The 24,178-nt window shown below is 58.1% G+C and carries 23 protein-coding genes; all 23 read right to left on the bottom strand.

Annotation, left to right across the window (positions count from 1 at the left end; all coding sequences use genetic code 11):
- Positions 1–99 precede the first annotated feature (99 nt).
- Complete coding sequence (locus tag CFE35_RS15345; protein ID WP_292931796.1) at positions 100–804, bottom strand: Crp/Fnr family transcriptional regulator; 705 nt, start codon at positions 802–804, stop codon at positions 100–102.
- 31 nt (positions 805–835) lie between these two features.
- On the bottom strand, positions 836–1,990 hold the full coding sequence (locus CFE35_RS15340) for an alpha-hydroxy acid oxidase (protein WP_292931794.1): 1,155 nt from the start codon (positions 1,988–1,990) through the stop codon (positions 836–838).
- Positions 1,991–2,126: 136 nt separating this feature from the next.
- On the bottom strand, positions 2,127–3,047 hold the full coding sequence (locus CFE35_RS15335; RefSeq protein ID WP_292931792.1) for an SDR family oxidoreductase: 921 nt from the start codon (positions 3,045–3,047) through the stop codon (positions 2,127–2,129).
- Between the two features lie 13 nt (positions 3,048–3,060).
- Positions 3,061–4,569: a bifunctional 3-(3-hydroxy-phenyl)propionate/3-hydroxycinnamic acid hydroxylase gene (locus tag CFE35_RS15330; RefSeq protein ID WP_292931790.1), complete on the bottom strand. Its 1,509-nt coding sequence runs from the start codon at positions 4,567–4,569 to the stop codon at positions 3,061–3,063.
- On the bottom strand, positions 4,569–5,414 hold the full coding sequence (locus CFE35_RS15325) for a fumarylacetoacetate hydrolase family protein (RefSeq protein WP_292931788.1): 846 nt from the start codon (positions 5,412–5,414) through the stop codon (positions 4,569–4,571). Before CFE35_RS15325 ends, CFE35_RS15330 begins: the two co-directional genes overlap by 1 nt.
- A 128-nt stretch (positions 5,415–5,542) precedes the next feature.
- The gene (locus CFE35_RS15320; RefSeq protein ID WP_292931787.1) at positions 5,543–6,478 is read right to left on the bottom strand and encodes a VOC family protein; all 936 of its coding nucleotides are present in this window, start codon (positions 6,476–6,478) and stop codon (positions 5,543–5,545) included.
- 18 nt (positions 6,479–6,496) lie between these two features.
- Entirely contained in the window at positions 6,497–7,258 is a 762-nt protein-coding gene (locus CFE35_RS15315) for an SDR family NAD(P)-dependent oxidoreductase (protein ID WP_292931786.1), read from the bottom strand.
- Positions 7,255–7,770 (bottom strand): hypothetical protein, encoded by a 516-nt coding sequence (locus CFE35_RS15310; protein ID WP_292931785.1) that lies wholly within the window; start codon positions 7,768–7,770, stop codon positions 7,255–7,257. The genes CFE35_RS15315 and CFE35_RS15310 overlap by 4 nt, the downstream gene beginning before the upstream one ends.
- A 51-nt stretch (positions 7,771–7,821) precedes the next feature.
- Entirely contained in the window at positions 7,822–8,757 is a 936-nt protein-coding gene (locus CFE35_RS15305) for an NAD(P)/FAD-dependent oxidoreductase (RefSeq protein WP_292931784.1), read from the bottom strand.
- Complete coding sequence (locus CFE35_RS15300) at positions 8,754–9,971, bottom strand: acyl-CoA dehydrogenase family protein (protein WP_292931783.1); 1,218 nt, start codon at positions 9,969–9,971, stop codon at positions 8,754–8,756. The genes CFE35_RS15305 and CFE35_RS15300 overlap by 4 nt, the downstream gene beginning before the upstream one ends.
- A complete protein-coding gene (locus CFE35_RS15295) occupies positions 9,971–11,734 on the bottom strand; it encodes a CocE/NonD family hydrolase (RefSeq protein WP_292932024.1) in 1,764 nt (587 codons plus the stop codon). The genes CFE35_RS15300 and CFE35_RS15295 overlap by 1 nt, the downstream gene beginning before the upstream one ends.
- Before the next feature lie 5 nt (positions 11,735–11,739).
- On the bottom strand, positions 11,740–12,174 hold the full coding sequence (locus tag CFE35_RS15290; RefSeq protein ID WP_292931781.1) for a heme-binding protein: 435 nt from the start codon (positions 12,172–12,174) through the stop codon (positions 11,740–11,742).
- A 224-nt stretch (positions 12,175–12,398) separates the two neighbouring features.
- On the bottom strand, positions 12,399–13,340 hold the full coding sequence (locus tag CFE35_RS15285; RefSeq protein ID WP_292931779.1) for a LysR family transcriptional regulator: 942 nt from the start codon (positions 13,338–13,340) through the stop codon (positions 12,399–12,401).
- 161 nt (positions 13,341–13,501) lie between these two features.
- The gene (locus CFE35_RS15280) at positions 13,502–13,915 is read right to left on the bottom strand and encodes a nuclear transport factor 2 family protein (RefSeq protein ID WP_292931777.1); all 414 of its coding nucleotides are present in this window, start codon (positions 13,913–13,915) and stop codon (positions 13,502–13,504) included.
- Positions 13,912–14,694, bottom strand: coding sequence for an SDR family oxidoreductase (locus CFE35_RS15275; RefSeq protein WP_292931775.1), 783 nt, complete (start codon positions 14,692–14,694; stop codon positions 13,912–13,914). The genes CFE35_RS15280 and CFE35_RS15275 overlap by 4 nt, the downstream gene beginning before the upstream one ends.
- 112 nt (positions 14,695–14,806) lie before the next feature.
- Entirely contained in the window at positions 14,807–15,103 is a 297-nt protein-coding gene (locus CFE35_RS15270; protein WP_292931773.1) for a ribbon-helix-helix domain-containing protein, read from the bottom strand.
- A gap of 4 nt (positions 15,104–15,107) precedes the next feature.
- Positions 15,108–15,755 (bottom strand): ParA family partition ATPase, encoded by a 648-nt coding sequence (gene parA, locus CFE35_RS15265; protein WP_292931771.1) that lies wholly within the window; start codon positions 15,753–15,755, stop codon positions 15,108–15,110.
- A 74-nt stretch (positions 15,756–15,829) separates the two neighbouring features.
- Positions 15,830–17,053, bottom strand: coding sequence for a replication initiation protein RepC (gene repC / locus CFE35_RS15260; RefSeq protein WP_292931769.1), 1,224 nt, complete (start codon positions 17,051–17,053; stop codon positions 15,830–15,832).
- Positions 17,054–17,451: 398 nt separating this feature from the next.
- Entirely contained in the window at positions 17,452–18,654 is a 1,203-nt protein-coding gene (locus CFE35_RS15255) for an integrase (RefSeq protein ID WP_292931767.1), read from the bottom strand.
- 455 nt (positions 18,655–19,109) lie between these two features.
- Positions 19,110–19,418 carry a hypothetical protein gene (locus tag CFE35_RS15250; RefSeq protein ID WP_292931765.1) on the bottom strand — a complete coding sequence of 103 codons (309 nt, stop codon included), beginning with the start codon at positions 19,416–19,418 and terminating at the stop codon, positions 19,110–19,112.
- Positions 19,419–20,316: 898 nt separating this feature from the next.
- Positions 20,317–21,336: a YncE family protein gene (locus tag CFE35_RS15245; RefSeq protein ID WP_292931763.1), complete on the bottom strand. Its 1,020-nt coding sequence runs from the start codon at positions 21,334–21,336 to the stop codon at positions 20,317–20,319.
- A gap of 94 nt (positions 21,337–21,430) precedes the next feature.
- Complete coding sequence (locus tag CFE35_RS15240) at positions 21,431–22,360, bottom strand: YeeE/YedE thiosulfate transporter family protein (RefSeq protein WP_292931762.1); 930 nt, start codon at positions 22,358–22,360, stop codon at positions 21,431–21,433.
- Between the two features lie 76 nt (positions 22,361–22,436).
- Positions 22,437–23,699 carry an amidohydrolase family protein gene (locus CFE35_RS15235; RefSeq protein WP_292931760.1) on the bottom strand — a complete coding sequence of 421 codons (1,263 nt, stop codon included), beginning with the start codon at positions 23,697–23,699 and terminating at the stop codon, positions 22,437–22,439.
- Between the last annotated feature and the right edge of the window lie 479 nt (positions 23,700–24,178).

The raw sequence follows: 24,178 nt of genomic DNA, 5'->3' as shown, positions 1-24,178 counted from the left end.
CTTTTCAGACCAGCCATACGCTGATTCCCCGCATGCAACTGTCAACTAGCTGACAGCGAACGAAGAACGCCAACCCGCTCGGCCCTCTGACCGGATCGACTAGGCAGCGAAGGAGCGGAGACGCGATCCATCGCGGGCGATATCCCGAAGACGGCTAAGGTCTCGCACGACAATTCCGTTGTGTTGTACCACGACCAGCCCCGCGAGCTGAAAGTCGTGAAGCGCCTTGTTCACCGATTGCCGAGTGGAGCCGACCATCAACGCAAGTTCGGATTGCGGCAGCCGGGTACCAAGCCGGAAACCGTCTGCGATTTCCACCCCGAATGCATCGACGGTGTCGATCAGACGCTGCGCAACCCGGCAAGCGAGCTCATCGAGGCTCGACCCGGCGAAATGGTCACTCAGCAACCGCATGTGTCGGGAGAGCAGGCGAAGCAGCGCGTCGTTCATGTCGGCGCAGGCATGCCGCAGCTGGTCGAGGGCCGCCCGATCGATACGCTGCAGGTCGACATCTTCGAAGGCTTCGGCGGTTTGGGGACGCGGTTCATCATCGACGAGGCTGCTCGTCCCAAAGCAGTCGCCCGGCTCGAACAACTGATAGATCAATTCACGTCCATCGGTCCGCATGACCGACAACCGCACCGAGCCCGACACCAACCGGTACATTGCGTCGCCCGGTTCCGCCTGCTGATAGATCATTGCCCGCGCCGGCAACTTGCGAGATCTACTGGCAGCCACAAATGTTCTCTGGCTCTGAGGCGACAGCCATTGCAGTATATCAAACGGGGAATAGGGTTCGGACATTGCTATGTGATCTTTCAACCGCTTGATGGCCTCATGGTTTGATCGGCCGATGGGAAATCATCGATCTGGATAGCGCAGCCTGCCCCGAGGCGCCCATGAGCACCAAAGTACGCTCATATTCTTCGCGCAAAATGTTGAGCGCACACGAGACACCTCGTTCGCCTCCTGCTGCCAACCCATACAGATACGGCCTGCCTATCGAACAAGCATCGGCGCCCAGTGCCAGTGCTTTTGCGATGTGCTCGCCGCGGCGGATGCCCCCATCGCAGATAATAGTGAGGCGCCCGGATACCGCATCAGCAATGGGGCCGATCTGATCGATCGGGCTTGCAGCACCGTCCAACTGACGACCGCCATGGTTCGAGACCATGACAGTGTCTGCTCCGGATTCCCCAGCGAGACGGGCATCATCGGCAGTCAGGATACCTTTGACTGCAAGCGGCCCGTCCCACTGTCGTGCCAGCCATTCAACATCCTTCCAGGTAAGGGAGCGGTCGAACTGGCTGTCGGCATATTGGTAGAGCGATGTCGGCGCCGCCGACAGCGCTTCAACGCGGTGAGCGAGGTTGACGAAATCGAACTTGCGACCGAACAACGCTGGTATCGACCAAGCGGGTCGTAGCGCGAAATCGACGAAACTGCGGGGTGTAAGACGGGGTGGAAGGCTCAATCCGTTTCTGCGATCACGTTCCCTTTTTCCGGACATCAGCGTGTCTATAGTCAGGACAAGGCCGCTATAGCCTGCCTCGCGGGCCCGGTCCACGAACTCGACGGTCAGGCCACGATCCTTGAAAATGTAGATTTGAAAGAGCTTTGGTCCGGGTGCGCTTTGCGCAACCTCTTCTATCGTCGTCGTGCCGAGGGTCGACAAACAATAGGGTAACCCGGCTTGTCCAGCTGCACGGGCAACCGCAAGCTCTGCATTCCGGTGGAACAGCCGTGTCAACCCGGTGGGTCCGAGCATCAGCGGCCAGGCGACTTCGCAGCCGAACAGTCTCGTTCCAAGCTCAAGATTGGAAACGTCCTGTAGCGCGCGCGGCAGCAACTGGTATTGATCGTAGGCGCCAGTCGAGCGTCGCAAGGCCGACTCGTCCTCGGCCCCTCCTTCGATGTAGTCGAAAATGGGGCGCGGTAACTTGCGCGCAGCCGACTTGCGCAGCATCTCGATATTATAGGGGTGTGCCACGCCCATATCTCCTCATAGGTATCGCTGTGACCTACTCAGGGCCTTGGCATTGCTGTCGCTCCCACGACAACTTACCTCCCGGCTGACCAGCTTCGGCTAAGCTTTGTGCCGTCTGACGCGACCGAATGAACGTTGCTTAGATAAGGTTTTTTGCCTTCGCCCAGCGGGTTATGGCATCTCGCGCAGTCGGAGCCGGCCCAAAGTAGCGCTCATGCCGGGTAATGTCGGAGACGAAGCTACCTCGGCCGAAAAAGAGAAACATGCGCATCAAATCAAAGCCCAATTCCGAAAAGAGCCTGACCGGCCGGACGAGCACTCGGAAGAGGACCCACGGCACGACCCACATCTTAAGGCGCTTGTGCGTCAATTGCGAAATAATGGTCGCGATTTCCTGCTGGCTTTTCGGTCCGTCGCGCCAGCCGACGTCAATCGCCTGATTGACGATCTCATCGCCCGGCCAGGAGGCTGCCTTGGCCAGATACACAGCCAAGTCATCGGTTAGAACATAGGACCAGCGCGTGGTCTTGTCACCCACCGCATAAAATTTACCGGCCTTCACAGCATCAGCGATATAGTCCGAACTTTGATCGAGAAAGGCGGGAGCACGGATAAAAACATAAGGCACGCCAGAAGCCTTAATCATGTCTTCGGCGACCTTTTTGGCATGAAAATGCGGAACATCTGACGCGTCCTCGCAGCGGACGATGCTCAGAAAAACGAACCGCTTCACACCGGCCCTGGCAGCAGCTTCAACAAGGTTGCTGTTGCCCTGAAAATCAACCTTGATGCTTTCCTTCATGTATCCGTTTGCCGAACTGACGACCACGTCCACACCCTGCAAAGCACGGTCCAGAGAAGCTGGGTCCATCATGTCCCCTTGCACCCATTCCGTGCCTAGCTTTGCATCGGCTGGCGCGCCTTTGCGCGACATGCCTAGCACCGAAACGCCAGGATCTTGCGACAGATTTTCGAGTATCTTCCGTCCCAGAAAGCCGGTCGCACCGACGACAAGGACACGCTTTAAAGTGCTCGATGATGCGGATGATGTTTGGTTCACTTGGATTCCTAACTCAGGTTTTCGAAGACATTCCGGACGCTATTGCCTGCCATCGGGTCCAGGCTTCGACTAGTTGGTTTGGCTCGCCAGTACCGAAAACGTACCGATCCGGGCGGACCAGGACCGATGATGCGTTATGGAGCGACAGCCACGCTTCTAGCTCGTCGCGGGCAAAGGCCACTGCGGGGTCAGCAAGGTCAAAAACCGGCAGACCGCTCTGATCGACGACTGGTGCGCCGCTGCGCACGAATAGCACAGGGCCTGAACCGGTTACGTCATCAAGCTTTGTGTCCAACCCATCTTGCGACCATGGCTGGGGGAAATAGGTTCCCGCTCCGGCGCTCTCGACTAGGATCTTGCCTGCACTAATCGGCGGGTAGCTGGTCTCTCCATCCGGGCTCTTGCCTGCCGCACGATCAGCCAACATCGCCGTATCGCGGGCTGCGGCAGCCTGTGGATCGGTAACACAAACGGTACGCCCCATGAGGATCGCCATGTCGATGATACCGCGGACATTCGGCTCACGTTCGGGCTGATAGGCGTCCAAAACCGCGTCATCCGCTCCATTTTTGATGACATCAGCCAACTTCCACCACAGGTTGGCAGCATCGCGCAGGCCCGAGCACAAGCCTTGCCCCGCGAACGGCGGCATCTGATGGGCCGCATCGCCAGCCAGCAAAACTGGCCCGACTCGCCACTGCTTAGCCACCCTTGCGTAAAAACGATAAAAGGCCTTCCTTTCGATGCTGACAGCGCCTTCTACGTTCCAGGGTTTCAAGAGGTTGGCGATGAACTGGTCGTCAAGTACCTCGTCGGCCGTTTCGCCGGGCTTGATCATGAATTCCCAACGGTGGCGGCCTTCGCCCATCATGACGCACGTGGTCGGACGATTGGGGTCGCAAAGCTGCAAATTGCGATCTGGCAATCGCGATTGATCATGTACGATGGTATCGACAACCAGCCATGGCTCGTCAAAGCCGAGATCGTCGACCTCGATCCCGGCGGCATCGCGGACAGGACTGCGGGCCCCATCGGCGCCCACGATATAGCGTGCCCGTACTGATCTTGGACCGTCGGGCGTCGCAAAGTTGGCGGTGACACCGTCGTTGCCAAACTGCATGGACACGAATGTCCATTCGACGTGAAGGGTTGTCCCGCTTGCAGCAGCCAGCCGTGTACGAAGGGCGGCTTCGAGTGACGGTTGGTGGATCATATTGGAAATTGGCCAGCCCGACGCACCCGGTGCTGTCCATTCGAATCTGAGCAGCACCTGCCTTTCGGCGTTTATAAAATCGTATCGACCACCTGGCTTGCTGGTAGCCATGACCTGATCAGCTACACCGACGTTTTGCAGGATACGCACGGTTTCGTGGTCGATATGCGCGCCGCGAGGGAGCGGATAAATATCCTGTTCCTTTTCGGCGATAATCGTCGAAAGGCCGGCAGATGCCAGAAACAGTCCAAGCGTGATGCCGGTCGGACCTCCACCAACAATCAAGACATCGCAATCGTGTCTGGACATTATCGCTGGTCCTCATCCTTGAGAACTGCCTCGATCGCACCAAGCCGTTCAATTTCGCAACGAACCACATCCCCCTGCTTCAGAAAGCGCGGGGGCTTCATCGCCGCACCCACGCCGCCCGGAGTTCCCGAAAAGATCAAGTCGCCCGCCTCAAGTGTCATGGCGTGAGACAAATGCTCGATTTGTTCCCACAGATTGAAAACCAGGTTGCGGGTATTGGACGACTGGCGCACCTCTCCGTTGACAACACAGCGCAAATCAAGCGTATGGGGGTCCCCGACCTCATCGGCTGTCGTGATCCAGGGGCCGATCGGTCCGTGGGTGTCAAACGATTTACCCAGCGACCACTGCGACGTCGCGTGCTGCCATGCCCGCTCGGTCACGTCATTACCCACGCAATAACCGAACACATGGGCTGGCGCATCTTGCCGGGAAATATACTTACCACGCTTGCCGATGATAGCAACGAGTTCGACTTCATAATCGACCTTGGGCGCGCCAGTCGCGATCAACACAGGGGCGTAAGGGCCGTTGATCGAAGTTACGGCCTTGGTGAACCAGACCTGCTGTTCCGGTGTTCCCATCGCGCTTTCCGCAATGTGGTCTGCATAGTTCAGTCCTATTGCGAATATTTTGCCAGGCCGTTCGACTGGCGCGAGCAGGCGTATTTCGTCTAGTGCGAGGCCTGGATCACGCAGGCTATTGGCTGCTACGGCCTCCTTGATCTGAGCCCATTGTTCGATGAGGTCGATCATTGAACCGGCAATTCCGGTGGAATGAATACGATCACCGATGACCACTCCGGTTTCGGGACCGTCACCAGCGTCAAATGAGGCAATCTTCATAATTGAACTCCTGAAGGCTTATATTTATTGCGCCGTAGTCGGCTTCTAATAAGCACCGGCTGAGGGTGGCGCCTTTTGGGGACCGACACCGAGAACGTCTCGATCGGGTGTCCGATCGGCAGCGCAGGTCACGCTGGTTCTTCAACCTGATAATTGTGGACGAAATCAGCGGGGACCGGCGGAGCCCAACTGGCCAGAGCATCCTCCATCGCGTAGTTGGTCGGTTGCCACAGGGAGTAGTCGTCTATGAAATCCATATCCGAATAATATTCGAACCATGACCCCCAAGGATCTTGAATATATTGAAAAAAATTTGAACCGATGGTGTGTCGACCAAAGCCCCAATGCCCCTTGCCCGCCTTTTCGGCCAATGCCTGCCCTGCCCTGCCGACTTCGTCCGGGTCCGCGACCTGAAAGCTTGTGTGATGCAGGCCGGTTCCGGGCGATTTTGCAAAGGCCAGGACATGGTGATCGCTGTCGCGGCGCGCACAGCAAAAGGCGATAATGTCGTCGACATGATCCGCCAGGCCCATGCCAAACGCTTTTGTAACGAATTCGAGGCTGGCCATCACATCGGGCGAGAACAACGCAACATGCCCGAGGCGCCGTGGCCGTGCTGGCGGGGTGCGGCTCACCGGCAAGACTGCCGCGCGTCGGATTCTGACGATATGCCCAGGTGCGTTAATCGCAAACGGTGGCTCAACAGGCTTTTCCAACGGCTTTTCGACATCGACGAGATGGAACAAAACCCCGTGGGGATCCTCAACCCACAGTCCATCCGCGTTGAAACCGGCCGGCGCCCCGACCAACCTGCCGCCATGGAGCGGCACCAACATTCCAACCTCGTCCAGCGCGTCGGCCCGCAGCACGACATGATGGAGTCGCATCGGTCCTTGCGACTGCGACAACGTCACGCTGGGGACGATGCTTCCCGAACACGTCAGGTTTACCCGTTCAGTTTCTGCATGAGCCTCCAGCCCGGCATCAATGTAAAATTGTGTGCCTGCATCAATATCCGGAACCTGAAGTGCAATTCCGACAATGCCCAATACCGCCATTTTCATTCCCCCACGGATAGATTTTTACCAGGCTGTGGTGCCGCCATCGATGCGGATATCGGCGGCCGTCATGAAGCTACTCTCGTCCGAAGCGAGAAAAAGCGCCGCAGCTGCGACTTCTTCGGGTTGGCCTGGTCGCCCCAACATGATCTTGTCGATCATCACTTCGGCAAATTCGGGCATCGCCAAAAGCGCCTTGGTCGCTCCAGTCTCGATCAGCCCGGGTGACAGCGAGTTGGCCCGGATGCGGTGATGCCGGCCTTCCAGCGCCAGGTGCCGGGTCATCGAGAGGACTGCGCCCTTGCCTGCCGAATGCGCGAGGCCGGGCAGCACCTTGTAGGTCATCCACGCCGAGACCGATGCCATGTTGATGATCGATCCACCGTTGATTTTCAACGCCGGCCAAGCGGCCTTGGTGAGGTTGAAAACGATGTTGACTTCGGCGTCGATCGTCGCGGTAAAGGCGTCGTGCGTAAGGTCTTCTATCCAGCCGACATTGGCATCGGCAGCATTGTTGAAAAGCACATCGATTTTGCCAAAGCTTTCCAGAGCCAAGGCCACGAGTGCCTCACATGAAGACGGTTCCCGAAGGTCGCAAGGCTCCAAAGACACCATCGCGCCTCCGGCTGCATGCACTCGATCGACGCAAGCGCGTGCGGTATCCGGATTGACGTCGCAACCAACAATCTGCGCGCCCTCGCGCGCAAACATCAGCGCAGCGGCGCCGCCCATGCTGCCACCAGTTCCGGTGATCACACAGACCTTGCCGGCGAGCCGGTCGCTCACGATGAAGCCATCACGTGGATCGGAGTGAGAACGTACTCGTCCAGATCCGGCTCGGCGGTCATTTCGGCTTCAAAAACCTGATTGGGAAAGGGGTATAGTGTCGGAACCCCTTCAGCATCCTGATACCAGCTGGCACAGCCACCAGTCGCCCAAATCGTCTTTCGGGCGCCATCACGATAGGTATCCAGCAGGGCAAGCGCAGCGTCCTCACGCGGTGCAAGAGCAACGCCCTGATCGATAGCGATGTTGATCAGCTTGATGATATGCGCGACCTGCAATTCGGCGGTCAGAATGGCACAGACATTACCGATCGGGCTGAACGGACCTTCGACCATGAAGAAATTGGGCATGTGCGGAACCGTCATGGTGCGGAACGCGACCGGCCGCTCGCTCCAGATGTCCTCGATCTTGTGACCATTTTCACCGGTCAACCGAAGCGGTCTGAAAAACGCCTGGGTGTCGTACCCTGTCGCCAGAACCAGAACATCGAGTTCATGCAGCGCATCGTTCACCGTGCGCACGCCACCAGGTTCAACTCTCACGATCCCTTCCGCCACCAATTCTCAAGTTGGATGCTGAATGGCTTCATAGAAGTTAGGCGACATCGCTAGGCGCTTGCACCCTGGCTCGTAATCCGGTGTCAGCTTCCTGCGAAGTTCAGGATCTTTAACCCGTGCCAGATTCTCCTCGGCATTCGCTACCAAAAATGCGCGCGCCTCCGCGTTACCGCCCAAGACTGCGCCATCAGCAAGAAGAACCATTTCGGCCTTCATTTCTTCGTACAGTGCATCGAGCAGCGAAGGATCGCTGGCGAAAGCCCGCCGTTCTTCATCTGAATAGGCCGGGTTGTCCTGCTGTAAAACCCATTGAGCGGTGCGCTGAAACACCGTGAGTTTCTTGACCTTGCCCGCGAGTTCGGAAACAAGCTGGACTGAGGTCGAACCTGTACCAATTATCCCGATCCTCTTGTCTTCGAGTGCAAGCGAATGGTCCCATTGTGTCGTATGGAACTTGGCACCAGAGAAGCTTTCGACCCCCTCGATGTCCGGGAATTTGGGGACATGCAGATAGCCAGTCGCAGCGATCAGCATATCGACGGCAAAGGTTTCCCCCCCTTCCAGCGTAACTGTCCAGCGATCCTGTTCCCAGCGTCCATCGACCACTTTGCTGTTGAAGCGGATAGAATCGTGAACATCGAACGCGTGGGCAGCGCTTTCGAAATAGTCCCTGATTTCTGGCCCACACGAAAAGCGATGCGACCAGTTCGGGTTATGAAAGAAAGAATAACTGTAGAAGTGCGATGGGAAATCGCAATGCAGGCCTGGATACGTATTTTCCCGCCATGTCCCGCCTACGCGATCGCCCTTTTCAAGAATGACAAAGTTGTGAAAACCGGCCTCTTTCAGCTTTATGGCCATCAGTATGCCGCCCATGCCTGCGCCAATAATGGCCAAGCTGATGTCCTTTTTGTGCCGTTTTTCAGGTTTTGCGGTCGTCATTTTGTAAATTCCTCAATTCGAATTTTCTCAGGGCAGGCCACGCTCTGCTCCCCTGGCCACGGCATCCGATCGATTGCCCAGCTGTCGATAATTTGAGGCGCAGCGTCGATCAGAGACATGGGGCCCGCTACGATATGGTGAGCGGCAACAGCGACATCTGAAAGACATTTGCCCAGCATGCTGGGGTTGCGGAGCGCAGACGATACCGAACCAAAGGCATAGTTCACGATGTCTTTGCAAACCTGATGCGTCCAGGTCGTCACCTGACGAACTCGCTGGATTTGTAGCTCAGACAGGGCTTCTCCGGTTTCTGCCAACCGATCGGCTTCGGCAAAGACATCGAGCGTAAGCGCACGCGCAGCCTGAAACAGCGCCTCGTGCTGCAGAAAATCATTCTGAAACACCGGAGTACTAGCGATGCAGTCGGCTGAATGGAGGCGCTTTTTCTTTGATGCCGTCACGGCCGCCTCGTGCAACGCACGCCGCGCGATACCGAGCACAACTGCGGTATGTCCTGCGCAAACGACAACCATGGTGCCAAGGTTGGCCGACTTCGAAGGGCGCTGCGGCTCGGTCCAGTACTGATTGAAAGTCCAGTCGGCCGGAATGTCTTGCTCGGGCACCTCATAGTCGAAGCTGCCGGTCGCCTGTAGTCCGACGACATCCCAGTTGCCCGCAAGCCTGATCTGATCCTTGTGCAGGAAGGCACCAACCACTTTGGGTTTGCCATTGGCCTGCACGACCGGTTCGCCGTTTTCAAACACCACATTTGCGCCCGAAACCCAGTCGGCATGGCCGATACCGGTTCCCCAACTGTGCGTGCCAGAACAGCGATAGAACCCGTCGGCAAACGTTGTTTTGCCTGTAGGTGCATAGGTCGACGTCATGATCGGAAGCCGATCACCGCCAAACATGCGCTTGACATGGGCATCACTGCTGTAGGTCGCCGCCACCATCGTTGCCACCGAATTGGCCATCAACGACCACGACGTTGCCGCGTCGGAACTCGCCAATTCCTCGACCATTTCGATGAAAGTCACTGTGGAGACATCGCTGCCCCCAAGCGATTCCGGCACCAGCAACCAGAACAAACCTTGTTCGCGCAATGCATCGCCGACAACCGGGGACATCGTCATGGCGTTCTCTGGCTTTGCAGCCTCGCTCTCGATCAGACCCCGCAAAGAGCGGGCACGTTGCGCGTATTGATTGGTCATCACCAACCATCCCATGAGATGCTGTTTCCCGCGGCTGGTGCGCTCGCGCCGACGATGCGGCCAGCCCCACTGCCACCGGACATATATGTGCCGATTCGGTTTCCACCTGTTACTGGCACATTCAGCACCGATGGATGCTCAGCATCGTGATGGACCGTAACCCATGACGGCTGCTGCTGCAGCAAGTGGCCCTGCCCGACAATGTCAAACAGGCTACCCGCAGGATCCTGGTCAGCGGAACTGATGCGCAGGCCAATCCGGTGCCCCTTCTGGAACACATTGGCAGTTGGCACCAGATTGATATCGAACCGTTGCGGTCTGGTCGTATCGACCGGTTGGGGATCCGTGAAATCATAATGCCACAACCATGGCCGGGACAGTTCCGGATTGGTCTTGCGCATCGATCCCTTCAGCCAGCCCCGCGTCAGCAGGCGGCGAACCCCGTCAGGATCGATATCCCAAAGTGTGGCAAACAGCAGCACTTCAGGCTGATTGGTCGAAAGATAAATCGTTGCTGTCAGCGGTCCGATCACCTCGGTGCGTTCGACCAACGGCGGCGTCGCGAAACTTACGCCGGTGCGGGCGTTGTAATTGTTGTCCTCGTAACTCGATCCGCCCTCGCAGGGCCAATGCTCGTGTTCGCTCAACAGGCCGCCGCCATGCAGATAGAACGGGTGCCAGACGGTTTCGGGCAGGGGCCAGGCGGTGCTGGTCTTCCATGACCCGTCGCCGCCAACAACAAATACGCGCACGTCAGGCTCATCCATATAGCCCGTGTCGTTGCCCTTCAGCCAATGATCAAACCAGCGCAAAGATTCAAAAGCATATTGGTACACCGGTCGATCAAGATAGACGGGGGGGCCAACGATCAGCTTTTTGGGTGCCGTGATCTTTTCCCACGCCCGGAATTCACCGGGAAGATGCAGGAAGTACATATCCCACGATGATCCGATCAGGATCGGCACCCGAATATCTTCGAGACAGGGATTGCGCTCATGCCAGTAGGGACCGTCTTGCGGGTTCAGTAGGACATCAAGAATCAGGGGATTGGCGCCACTGTCGGGTGCCTTGACCGCCGCAGCGAGCTCCGGAACGGCCATTATATCTGGGTTCGTACGCAATGCCGCCAAGCGGATATTGTACTCGTCGTCGCCCAAGCCCTCTTTTGACCAACTGCGGACCCGCACCCCGGCAAGGTGTTTGGACCAGTTAGTCAAAAAGCTGTGGGCGAGTATCCCTCCATGATAGAATTTGTCGCGATAGAAATCCGTGTAGCCATATGGAGCAAACACCGCCTTGAGAGCCGGTGGATTTCGCGCAGCAACCTGTTTCGCACAGACTGCGAAATAGGAGACACCGAACATGCCGACATTCCCGTCACACCAGTCCTGCTCAGCCATCCAGGCGATGACCTCTACAACATCCTGGACCTCCCTGGGGCTGTAGTGGGCATATTCACCCTCGGATTGGCCCGTGCCACGGGCGTTCAGAATGACATGGGCATAACCGCGGCGGACATAGAACTGCGGGTCGCCGGCTTCGGCCTGCGCATTGCGACCTTGGACCGCCTGCGGCCGCGACGGTGTGTACTGCATTGCCGCGTCGTAGGCATGGACACCAAGGAGCGCCGGAAATCGACCCGCTCCAGCCGGTCGGAAGATCTGCGCCGCAACTCGAACGCCGTCCGACATGATGATCTTGACGTCGAGCTCTGATCGAACGTCATGGACGCGCGGCGAAACCTGCCAGTTTTCAGCAAACATGCGCGTCAAGCCACCAAGGTAGAGACAGCGGCTTCGGCAACCGTCAAATCAAGATCAGCCGTAGCGCCGCTTACTCCAACAGCTCCGACACAGGCGCCATCAACCATGACCGGAACGCCACCCGCAATCACCGAAAAATTGGCGAGGTGCGGCATCGAAATTGCCGAGCCCTGATCGCTAGATACGAAGTTCAGAATGTACGCCGTCGGAGCGGACGCCATAGCTGATGTCCAGGCCTTTTTGAAGGCGATGTCCAAGGTCATCGCGCTTGCGCCATTCATCCGTGACGAAGCAACAATGTGCCCAGCCCGGTCAACTGCGACCAGCCCCATTGGGACACCTATCTTCTTTGCAGCAGCCACCCCAGCGGTAAGCGCGGCCTGCGCCGCCTCAAATGTAAGGCAGGCATAAGCGGCGGTAATCGGGTGTTCAGAACTCACGCCTTCATCCTCTCATCCACTAACCAGTCAAGTGTTCCGAGGTTCACAACCTACGGAATTAACTGGAATTTATTTTGAGCTAGCTGCGAAACGCCGCGCGCTAGCTAATTGGATGATCGTAGATGGGCGTCCGAGATGTCAGAAATGGTTTGTTTTTATGGGCAGTATTTTTGTAGTTTATTCCTAAGCTCCTGCCAAAGCTCAAGCGCGGAATCGCAGTCTATTCAGATATCATTTGAAATATTGGCCTTGGCAAACTCGGCAAAGAAATTCCGGAGCCACAAATGCCCGGGATCGTTATCGTATCGCTTGTGCCACATCATGCTCTGTTCAAGCTGACCAATGGCAAATGGAGGCTCAATGATCGTCAACTGATCTGCGAGCGCCGCGGACTTGGCGACTCTGCTAGGCACAATGGCGGTCATATCGCTACCAACTACAGCCTCAATTGCTAGATCATACGTTGGCACGACAATGGGCGAGTTCGGTCGCCGCGGCATGTTGCTGAGATGACGCTCCGGCAGGCTTACCAAATTACCGGAAAAACGGGTCTCTATGTGATCAATTTTGCAAAAATCGTCAAAACTCAGATTGCTATGCAATTGAAAATTTTTGCGATCGCCGATTAAGACGTAATGGTCAGAAATCAGCATTTCATGTGAGAACGACTGCAGATCTGCGCCACCATCCCACACGCCAGACTGAAATGTCTGGATACACAAATCGATTTCGCCATCCTGCAAACGACGCAGTAAATTTGGCGCGACAAAAATGTCGATCTGGCAATGGACATTGGGAGCCACTTTACGCAGGGCGCGTAGAGTTGGCACGCCAAAAACTTTTGCGATCGAATTGGACATCAACAACCGAAAATTACGTGTATCAGTTATTGGATCGAAGCCAGACCGGCTTTCGACGAGTGTTCTGACCTGATGCAGAAGACCTTTGAGCGGTAGGGCAAGATCTTGCGCGAACGGTGTAAGTTCCATCCGGCGCCCTACACGCTCGAGCAACTGATCCGAAAACTGAACCCGCAGCTTTTGGAGTGCGACGCTGACCGCGGGTTGGGTGACACACAGCCGCGATGCCGCGCGCGTAACGCTCTGTTCGCTCAACAACGCGTCGAGCGCTACCAGCAGATTGAGATCGAGGCCGTCAAAATGCATGACGCTCCTGGCCGCACCGGCCCCTGCTTTGTCGCAACTTTGCCCCTCCGCAAGTGCGATTTAACCCCGCACATCTTGTAGAACGATAACCCCACCCGTTTGGAGAGTCGAGGCGTGCCTAAACGTTGCCTCCGCAGGGCGTGCAACGATTTTGTCGTGAACTAAGCTGCCGATTGCTTGTCCTGGAGTGCTGCGTAAAGCGGCGAAAAATCGGCATAAATGGCCATCCTGCGAAACAGCCCCTGTTTGCGTGTGACCATGGTCATGCCGCGTACCGCATATTGCGCGCCGTCGTGCGCGGTAAAGGTGATCACTGCTTCGCCTGCTGCATGGTTCTCATTGCCCGTCAAAACCACATGGCTGTGGTGAAGCTGGCTGAAATTATGCGTGAATTCCCGCAGAAACACCAAAACCGAAGCTTTCCCGTTTATCGCCGGGGCATTGTTGAACTGCAATTCGATGTCTTCGGCGAACCAGCGGCCATAGCGATCGCCCTGCATCGTATCGACGTCATCGAAATAGTCTGACCACCACTGCATGACCAAGCTTCCTGCGATACGATCATCGGTGTTCAATTCGCCAGTGCGCCGCCATCCACGGCTAGCGCCACGCCGTTCACGAAAGATGCCCCGTCAGATAATAACCATTTGGCGGCCTCGCCAATTTCGTGCGGTTCAGCAAAGCGCTGCATCATGTGTCGCATTTTCATCTTTTCGATGAGCGGACTGAACGAGGCGTCATTGCTGAGTCGCTCCAGCATAGGCGTTCGCACAATTCCTGGAAGGAGTGCGTTAACCCGAACGCCCATCGCTCCATAATCAGCAGCAGCAGCGCGAGTGATGCCGATAACTCCGTGCTTTGCCGCAACGTATTCAGCCGCATTGGGAATGGCTATCTGCCCGAGTCCAGAAGCGGTATTAACAATCGAGCCGCCCCCATTTTGCAACATCGCTGGAACTTGGTATTTTATACAAAGAAAAACTGCTGTGAGGTCTATCTGAATAACTCTATCCCATTGTGAAAGCGTGATTTTATCAAGTGGCGTATTGCCCTGTTCCATTCCGGCGTTGTTGAAGGCTCCGTCAAGCCTACCAAAGCGTGACATGGTCTCCGCCACTAGCCGTTCGATCGCGACTTCCGACGATAAATCAGCTGGCACGAAGATCGCCTCATGCCCTTGATCACAGAGTGCATTGGCGATGTTATGCCCAGTTTCCTGGGCAATATCGCTGATAACAAGACGCGCACCGGCTTGCGCTAGCACAGTGCAAGCAGCAGTGCCAATTCCGCCGGCACCTCCGGTTACGAGGACAACCTTACCATCCAAAATTGGCCTCATCGCATCAAACTCCAAAATGGTCTTGAGCCTTTAGGAATGTGCCAAGGATTTCAAAAATATTTTGCATTTATGCAATGAATAATGCCAGCTTATCGCATTCTACTGACTGGAGAGCCTGCCCCCCGTGTCATTCTCCGATCGGGCTTTCACCATATTTCCGCAAGACATCATTGAAGGCCTCGGCCATCAACTCCTGCAGAGTGACGCAATTTTTTCGAGCGCAAAGGTGCATGGCGAGGGACATTTCTGGTGTGAAGTAGGCCGCGATCGCTTTGCGACCTATACGGCTGGCAGGTCTTTGCGAAGGCTTCATCGCCGCCGCCGTCGCATAGTCCGGGAAACCGGTTGAGTCCTTCTCCGAAGCCATAGCTTCCTGATTTGGACCGGCTTTGGGCTTATCAGCCAAATTTGCAAAGCGGCTCATGGCTTTACACCCCCTCAATCGCGACAGTGGACATGTCCACATGTGCGATAGCCCACATGTGGATGGCAGTGATTTCAGCCGCCGCCTTGCCCTCAGGCTCGAATTCGAGAACCGAGGCGCCCGCCGCGCTGGCATGGCGATAGACGGCGCGATCGGGCAGTATGTGCGGGCAAGGCGCGATGCCGAAGCCTCGGACCAATTCGGACACTTCCTCGTACATCCTCGGTGCATGCGGCGGCCCGGCGGTGAACACAACGACGGCCGGTTTGCCGTAAAGCCGAACCAGACTGATTGTCGTTTTGATCGCGGCCAGATCAAAGGCACTTGGACGGCAGGGGATCAATACAAGGTCGGCGACTTCCACCGCCCTGCTGGCCGCGCTGTCTGCATGGGGTGGCGTGTCGATGACAATGAAAGTGGCACCTTGGCTTTCTGCAGCATCAACCTTTGCCTGAATGCGCGGCGGGGCACTGTCGATCACCTCGGGTGCCTTGTCGGCGCGCCATGCGCCCCATTGGGTTGCCGTAGCTTGCGGATCGGTATCGATGATAAGTGCAACCGCCCCCGATGCTTCAGCAGCGGCCGCAAGGTTCACCGAGAGTGTGGTTTTTCCAGAGCCGCCTTTCTGGCTCACAATGGCGATGATGGTCATGCTTGATCCTTCACATGTTCACATGTGTGCGAGTGGGAATGTGCGATTGTGGATGCGTGAAGCCGGAGACCGGCTTACCCGTCTGTGTGCCTGCGGTGCTGCTCAGCGATCACGCGCTTTTCAAACGACGCCATCAGCTTTGCCGTGAGATCTGTCATTGGTCCGAGGGGCAACTCGGGCGGCGGCGAAGTTTCCAGAGGCATTTCGCCACACCGCGTCTCTCGCTGAGCCTCCCGCTCGGCGGCAACAAACAAGCCGGCAAGATTGATGCTCGCTGCCTTCGCCCGCCGCATCATCCCTGCCAAACATCGACCGGGCGAGAGCACGCGATAGCGATGGCCGGTCGGCAATTCGAAGTTTCGGTCGATTAGCAGCACACTGAGCGCAGCACGCTCCCGCCCGAACTGCTGGCAAGCCCGGCCCCACGTGACCTGGGAAATACCGAGCCGCCCGCGACTTCGCCACGATGCCTCGACAAGATTGGGCCAGGTCGGCCCGCCCAGAGCCTCGACCAAGCTGCGATATCCGTCCGTTGCCACGCTCAGCGCCGTCGCAGGTCTGATCCGCTCCAGCGGATCGCGCTCGGGCGTGGTACGTTTTCGTGATGATTTTTTGTTCTGTATATTGGGTGCGCAGTTTTCTTCCGGCGCGCCGGAAGTTTTCAGTGCACGGGGCTCAGGGTCGGGCGCAGTTTCGATTGCGTCGAGAGTGGCGGACAAGGCCTCGCGAATAGCAATCAAACGGTCGATGCTGTTGATCCGCGCGGTCCGCCCATCAGGCAGAATGATCTCCGCCCTTTCGCGCAGATCATCGTCGTCCGCTTCGCGGATGCGCTGCCCCAGTTGGCGGATCTCGGCCCGGCATTGCTGGATGGCTCGGGCCTGAAGTTCCAACGCGTCTGCCTTTGTCTGCATTTCGGCGAACCGGTCGACTAGCGGTGCAAGGTTGATTCCCGCGGCCCAGACAATTGCGCCATCTTTGCGGTCGCCCGCGCGCTCGCCATTGATTCCCGCATTGCGGACAATGAAGCCCGCCTGCTCCAATTCACGCTCGGCGGAATTGATCGAGCGAGGCGTCAGCCCCAGGGCTTCTGCAAAGCGACAGGCCTGAGTCCAGACGGCGCAAATGTGGCCCGACAGATAGTCGCCGTCCATGGTCTTGAGCACATAGTGCCGGACCAGCGCCACCGCCGTGGACGACAGGCCAAAGCCCGGTCGCGCCACCTGCTCGAAAATTCGCAGCAGGTCGAACCGGCCCACGCCCGGCGGCAAACCACTATGGGAAAGGGTGGTGCTCATGGCAGCCCTCCGACGAAAAGTACGCTTGCACGCAAGTCCGTGAAACGATAGGATTCCGCCATAGACGCACAGCTATCGAATGAGCCGCTGCGAAGGGTTGCCGCCCTTCCAGCGGTTTTTTGTGTGGGAGTTGGTGGCCAAGGCCGACCATCCGACCCGCCGCAAATCGGCAAGACACGGTCGGAAATCTTGGCTATGATCGGGACGAGCAAAGTAGTTCGGCGTACAAAAAACCAGTACGTCAAAGGTCTTCGTACAAAGCTCGTACACGGCGAATGTGTAGGTCTGAAATTATTGCGTAAAAACAGTATACTTACACGAAATCGCAATTCCCCTTCACACGGGTGGGGTCGCAGGTTCAATCCCTGCCGCGCCCACCATACCCCATTGATAATGCGTCATTTTTTCTTCGGAATGACGCAGAATGGATCTCCGCGTTGGCCAGTGGTCAGCGTATGGTCAGCGCCGAACTTCCGCGCGGCCCGGCTGACCTTCAACCAAAGCTTTGAAATAGAGCGTACGAGATTCTTCAACCTCCCAGGATCGTACTTCGCGTAGATTTTTGTTGTCCGGGCGAGGTTGCCCTCATGCCCAAGCATTTCGACAATCTCTCGTTCGGGCACTGTATCGTCACCATAGAGCAGCGTCGCCATCGTGTGCCGGATGGTTTTGGGGTGGACATCGCTCGATAGGCCAAGCGCCCGACGCATGACACGCCAAGCAGTCTTATGACTGGCGACCGGCACCGGCCCTTCCCGAGCCCAGGCCAAGAGAATCGGGCGCAACGGCGGCACCACCGGAATGACCGCGTTACGCTTCTTTGTCTGCTGAGCCTGGTCGGGCTGAAGATCGATCAGCCCATCCCGATACTGCTTACGTGGATCGAACTTCAGCGCAGCAGCCGGCCTGACGGCTGTCGCGAATTGCAGAGCGACAAACCTGAACAGCGCCGGATTATGGGAGCAGTACCAGGCAATTCTCGCCATCTCGTCGATCGTCAGCACACGCTCACGCGGTACGGAACGATATCGTTGATCGATATCCTTGATTTTTGGACTAAACGGCAGACGCATGTTGTCCCGCGCATGACCGAACGCAGCGCGAATGTCGTTGAGGTTACGCTGGACCGTTGCCCCTGATACGCCCCTGCTTGCGTACTGAACTGACTTACCAGCCCAAGGAATCGTGAACTCGTGCGGCCCCATTCGCCATTCGCGGAAGCGTTCGAATAACGCTGGATTGAGATCGGTCATGACAGCCTTCGGGCCAACGTGATCGACCAATAGAAACCCGATGAACGTTCGGATCGAACGGGAGGTCTGATCGCTATTCACTGCCTTGTTCCCATGCTCCTTCCAGTAGGTCATGAGAATCGGCACCACAGCGGCATGGGTTGGGTTCTGGACTTTTTGTGCTTTGATCTCAGCGACGTGGGCTTCCAGTACTTCCTTGGCTTCGGCTAGGCTCCTGCAGTGAGTGCTGCGATATAGGATTGATCGTTTGACGGCTGTGGCGATCTGCCAAACTTGTGGACTCTTCCCGTCTCGACGCTTGTCGAGCCAATAGTCACCGATGATGTAGGGGGAGTTCTGACGGGACAAAGGTCCTCCGCTTCTGCGAGCGTGATGAGTTCAAGTACGCCCCGCTGCGCCATTTCCCGAAGCTGCTCTATCGAGAAGTTGGCACCTGTTTGGTTGCGGAGCGCACGACGATATTTTGAGACAGCTGTAGAAAGGATATACTCAGCCGCCCCAATCGGTACTGGGGTTGGTTCGCATTTTCGGACTCGCACGCGGGGCTTACTTTTTTGGAGCAATGTTGGGTTCGGTTACGGGGGGGAGGGTAATGCAGGCCTGCCTTCCCTCGCCCACCCTTTGCGCCCTTGCCCCTCTTCTCCGCAACCAAGAGAGAAGCCTTTACCGGGTGTTTGATGCCGAAGATTGCCACGTCGGCGATCTGCGGCATCACAGCAACTACCTCGGGAGATTCACCGTCCTGACGTATCGAGGCAGTCCATACAGGGAGGCTGGAAAGTCGCCCACACGTTGACCGGCTGTCAGCTCAGCTCGTTGCTCAGCAACCGCAGGTTGCCCAAGATCGATCGCAGGTCGTCCATGTCAGGGTCGTCTTGGTCGAACAGCTTCTCGCCCCAGGTGAGGATGATGCGTTCGCATACCCCGTCCAACGTCGGTGCGTTCAGCTCGAGGAAGTCCCGTCGGGCCAGCTCAAGGGCACACTCGGCGTCCTCAGATTCATCTAGGGGTGTGTTGGGGCCCATTGCCGCGACGGCAAGGTCACACTGTTGATAATATAAACGCGCTGCATTCCAGGCGCGCGCCTGCCTGCTAGTGATCGTGTCAGCCATTTGATTCGTCCTCATACGACGGTTGGTGGTCAGAGTCGGGGCGAGGGTGCAACCTCGCTTCGGCTCGCCTTGCACATAGGAATCCGCGGAATCCGGCGCAAGAGTCAGAGGAAGAATACTTCAGTATATTTGACTGACTACCTGGTATTGATGAGCTGCCTGGAACAATGTCGGCACCACTAGCGGTGACATGCGAACCAATCCCACTTGCCGACGTGACCTTTGGATTGCGATCAAAGGGTGATCAGAGGCGCGGTTTACTGAGGAGAAGATCAATGGCGTGCTCAAGGGAGCGGAGACCGCTTGCCCGCCCCCAGCGATGGCGCACGAGCGAAATTGTCCGGCCTGTGGGTACGAAATTCGGGAAAACTAATGGTCGCGACATTGGGTCGATTCTAGTTGTGCGACGCGGTCCAGGGCTTTGCCCTCGCTAAGCCCACTGGCCTTGTTGGGTGTAAGGGGGGGGGCAGAAGGGTACCACCCACTTCTGCCAGCCAAAATGGGCGATCACCCGGCATAGTGGATCACGAACACCGGTGAATTTTTTCACATTTCCCTAACCCGCCAACGGATTCGAGTTCGAAAGTAGTCAACCAAGTTTGACAAATCCGAGACCGTGTCGATGGCCGGTATCGGGCAGGCTGAAGGACCGGGTCTGGGACAAAGCGGTCGTTCCCTACGCACTCCTTCAAAGGCGGCTTTGGGCGGAAGCAGGCGTCCCAGCCTTGAATGGTTGGGCTCGTCGATTGACCGAGGTTAGGCCAGAGCCGCAAAAAGAACGATGGCCGCAAGCAAAGTTAGCAACGATCGGAATGGCATTACCGTGTGCTAACCCCGGTCACGCGCAGGTCTCAGGCGGCCCCTCCCGCTTATCGCCCGGCACGACGTGGCGGCCGTTCTATCGGCCGCCTCCGGCCGAGGCCGGGCACCGCCCAAACCCGAGGCCATTGGGTCCCGACAATCCCTTGAGCGTAAGGATATTGTCGCCCCTCAAGCCCAGAACACTGATGTGATCGTCCTCCGCGTTGGATACGTAGATCAGGTTGTCCGGACCGCGTCGGACCAGAATCGGCGATTTACCCGTCGCGACAAACTGTGGAGGCCCGCCGTTCGCCGGGAAGAGAGCGATCCCCCCGTCGCTAGGCGATGGCGCGACAATCATCCCGTCGGGCCACTGTTCAGCATAGATGTACTGGCCGGGACGGGGCGCCTCAAGCCGCTGCACAACCCCGAGATCGCCCGGATCGAGCGTGAAGAGCGCACCCTTCGCACTGGCCAAGATGGCGCCGGCCTTTGTCAGAAACAGTCCGCGGATGGGTGATCCGACATCACGTTGCGCCAGCACGCTGCCGTCATCCGGATCAATCCGGCTGGCGCCGTTGGCACCGGCAAAGCTGTAGAGCGATTTGCCGTCCGCCGAGAAAACGAAATTGTGCGTCGCGTTCGGCAGCGGGAAGCTGCGGAGCAGCCGACGCGTGCGTGTATCAAATACGAACATCACATACCCGCCGGCCTCGGCGTTGACGAACAGTTCGCTGGTTGCGGGGCGCAACTTTACCCCATGCGGACCACGCGCCGATGGCGGGAGAATGAAATCGGCGACACGCCGGGCGCTAAGCAGATCGATCTCGGCAACACGATCCCCCGGCGTTCCGAGGCGGCTGTCATAATCGGTGATGCCGAACTGCGAGACATAGGCGGTCTTGCCGTTTAGCGTGACAGCAATCTCGTGGGGCCGCTCGCTGATCGGTATCGTTGCCATCATTGCACCGCCCGACGAGACAATGCCCAGTTGACCCGACGTTTCCTGAACGGACAGCACGCAGGCTGTAGCCCTCGGCAGTTGCGCTTTAGCTCCGGTGGAATGGCTGAACAGCGCCACCCCCGACGCCAGCGCGATGGCAAACCTGTTGATCATGACCCTCGTCCCTTTCTCCCAGCACGATCCGCGCACCCACCGGTCAAGTGTTGGCGCCGCGCATTGAGCGCCCCCTGCCCTTGCTTGGCGACGCTCATGCTCCCACTGCCCTGACCCGGGTGAGGCTGCGGTGTATCCACCACCAGGCAATCGTGATCGGGACAACAACGGCATAAGCAATCACGCCGTGAAGGCCTCCGCCTGGAATGGTCCAGAACAGCCAGGTGTCGGTCCCGCCGGGCACTATCTGCGCCCCGGTCTGCATAATGTAACCGCCCAACAGGCATCTGACGACGCCGCTCAGTCCAGGCAGTTCCAGTCGCCACTGTCCAGACGTCACACTGGCGATGATCGCCCCAAGGAACAGCGTCACGCCGGCGAGTTGTGGGAGACCGAGATCAAGCACGCCCGAACGGGCGAGACCGGCGATCGTGGCGCCGTAGCTCCAGCCGGGCAGGATCGAGAACATCAACAACGCCGACACGCTCGCAATGATCACGCCCCACATTCGCCGGCTGCCGCCCCCATTCGCCTTCGGGCCTAGAGCGACCCATGCGAGGACTGCGAACACGGCAGCCGCGGTGGCCAAGGGTGGAATCGACATCTGCGGGACCAGGCTCTCCCGTTCGATGAACATCAGCCGCCGTGGGACCGAAATCAACTCGGCCAGGTAAATGCCGATCAGGGTGAAGAGGTATCGAAGCTTGCCCTGGCCAAGAAAGCTGACGCTGCCAAGATAGCAGCCATCGTTGAGGATGAACCCAATGGCGAGAAGCGCTGCGCCCACCGGGACCAGGCCAACGCCCGCGCCCGCCATTGGCAGGGGTAGCCGGTGCATTCCTAGCATCAGTTCGCTGCCGAACAGGAATGCCATGGCGGCGATGACCAGTGCTTGGAGACGCAATCCGCCGGGATCAGCCGCGACGACAAAGTCATGGGTCGCGGTGACCAGACACAGCCGCGCGCGGCCCATGCCAAAGCCCAGGCCGCAGGCGAACAGGAGGGTAAGTGCAGCGGCAATCAAACTGGCACCATAAATCGTCAGTTTCCGGCTTTGTATTGACCTTGCCGCGTCGCGGTCAGGGCGAGGCCTTGGTCTGTCAAGGTCGGGGCGTGTCCGCGACGGTCGGCGCCCGCACGATCTGGCCGCCCTTCATGACGAAGACGGGATGGGCCACCGCACTGATGTCGACTGTCGGGTCCCCGGACACCGCCACCAGGTCGGCGATGAAGCCGGGCTGCACTTTGCCCAGACGCTTACCTTCTCCCAAGACGGCGGCATCGGTCGCCGTGGCGGCTATAAGCGCTTCGGCTGGCGCCATGCCATAGCGCACCATCCAGACAAGTTCGCGGGCGTTTTCGTCATGCGGATACACGCCCACATCGGAACCTGACGCGATGGTTACGCCAAGCGATCGCGCGGCGCGGAACGCCCGTTCACTGTTCGCCATGTCTGCGGTCGGAGGCGTTTTGCCGGGTATATACCCGTGGAAGTAGATTCCGTAGTACTCCACCTCGGTCAGGGTCGGGACATAAGCGACGCCGGCCTTGGCCATCAGGCGAAAGGTCGCCTCCGATCCGCCCTTGCCATGCTCGATGGTGTCAACCCCCGCCACAACCGCCCGGCGCATGCCCTCGTCCGATTCCGCATGGGCGGCGACTTTGCGGCCAAGGTCGTGAGCTTTGGTAACAGCGGCGGTCAGTTCTTCCTGCGAAAAGGCGGGCAGGGTCTCGCCGTTTGGTCCAATCTGGTAGTCGGCATAGAGTTTGATCCAATCAGCGCCGGCTGCGGCCTGGTGACGCACGGCGGTGACAATGCCATCGGTCCCGGAGGCTTCTTCTGCGCCCTGCGGAAGGTCGCTGATGGTGTAGTCCCGGCGAGCCGGGCCATAAGCGCCGGTCGCGACGATGGCCCGGGTCACCACTTGCAGCCGCGGGCCCTGCACAAGGCCGGCCTCAATCGCCTGTTTCAGCACTACGTCGGAATTGCCGGCGCCCTCGGTGCCCAGATCCCGCAACGTGGTGAAGCCGGCATTCAGGGTGTCCCGGGCATGGTTTGCGGCGGCCAGGACACGGTAAGGCAGTTGCTCCTTGAGGACCTGATCATCCCACAAGGTCTCGCTGTAGGGATGGAGGAACAGATGCGAGTGAAGATCAATCAAGCCTGGCAGTAGGGTTGTGCCGGGCAACTCCAGCGTCCGCGTTCCCGGAGGCGCGACGATGTCCGGGCCGACCGCCTGGATGATCTCGCCGTTGACGAGCACTTTCCAGCCTGCATGCGCGGTCCTGTCCTGAGCGGTGAAAACACGATCGGGGGCGATGAGCAGCGTTTCACATCTGGCACCCGACGAGGCCAGCGCCAAAAAAATAATGCCACATGCTAGTCGTGAGCGCATGAATCGGTCCCCTCCCGTGGGCCATCTTCGTCTTATGTGCGGAGCGCCGTTAGCGGGGACGCGCGCGTCGCGAAAGGGGTGGCGATGCCAGTTGGTATCTGGCCCACCGGCGGAAGAGAATGCGCAGCTCAAACCGTTGGCCCGACGCGGATAGCGCGTCGCGCTAGAATCGCTGCGCGATGGCTTTGCCAAGGAAGCCAGACCGGGATCCGGCAAATAACAGGATATGCAGATGAGGGCAGCTGGCCTGGCGGCATTGGAAGCAGCATTCGGCGCTGCGTACTCGAACGCAGAGGCCGTTCGGCTCAACCACGCTGCGAGCGAGGGATTGTTCATTGCCGACAAAACCGGACGTTTATCATGATTGAGCCGGACGACTGACTCTGGTCGGATGCGGCCAGAGGCTGAACGCCGTATCGTGGGACTTACCTGCCGTTCCCAAACTG

The sequence above is a fragment of the Novosphingobium sp. PASSN1 genome, from assembly GCF_002278815.1.
Note: the sequence above shows the minus strand (reverse complement) of the source record. Positions and strands in the feature narration are given on the sequence as shown.

Coding starts and splice junctions, on each gene's coding strand:
- CFE35_RS15285 (WP_292931779.1), bottom strand. CDS start 13,340: ATGCATTTTGACGGCCTCGATCTCAATCTGCTGGTAGCGCTCGACGCG.
- CFE35_RS15250 (WP_292931765.1), bottom strand. CDS start 19,418: ATGGCTGACACGATCACTAGCAGGCAGGCGCGCGCCTGGAATGCAGCG.
- repC (WP_292931769.1), bottom strand. CDS start 17,053: ATGAGCACCACCCTTTCCCATAGTGGTTTGCCGCCGGGCGTGGGCCGG.
- CFE35_RS15305 (WP_292931784.1), bottom strand. CDS start 8,757: ATGACGACCGCAAAACCTGAAAAACGGCACAAAAAGGACATCAGCTTG.
- CFE35_RS15330 (WP_292931790.1), bottom strand. CDS start 4,569: ATGTCCAGACACGATTGCGATGTCTTGATTGTTGGTGGAGGTCCGACC.
- CFE35_RS15245 (WP_292931763.1), bottom strand. CDS start 21,336: ATGATCAACAGGTTTGCCATCGCGCTGGCGTCGGGGGTGGCGCTGTTC.
- CFE35_RS15295 (WP_292932024.1), bottom strand. CDS start 11,734: ATGTTTGCTGAAAACTGGCAGGTTTCGCCGCGCGTCCATGACGTTCGA.
- CFE35_RS15345 (WP_292931796.1), bottom strand. CDS start 804: ATGTCCGAACCCTATTCCCCGTTTGATATACTGCAATGGCTGTCGCCT.
- CFE35_RS15300 (WP_292931783.1), bottom strand. CDS start 9,971: ATGACCAATCAATACGCGCAACGTGCCCGCTCTTTGCGGGGTCTGATC.
- parA (WP_292931771.1), bottom strand. CDS start 15,755: ATGACCATCATCGCCATTGTGAGCCAGAAAGGCGGCTCTGGAAAAACC.
- CFE35_RS15270 (WP_292931773.1), bottom strand. CDS start 15,103: ATGAGCCGCTTTGCAAATTTGGCTGATAAGCCCAAAGCCGGTCCAAAT.
- CFE35_RS15320 (WP_292931787.1), bottom strand. CDS start 6,478: ATGAAAATGGCGGTATTGGGCATTGTCGGAATTGCACTTCAGGTTCCG.
- CFE35_RS15325 (WP_292931788.1), bottom strand. CDS start 5,414: ATGAAGATTGCCTCATTTGACGCTGGTGACGGTCCCGAAACCGGAGTG.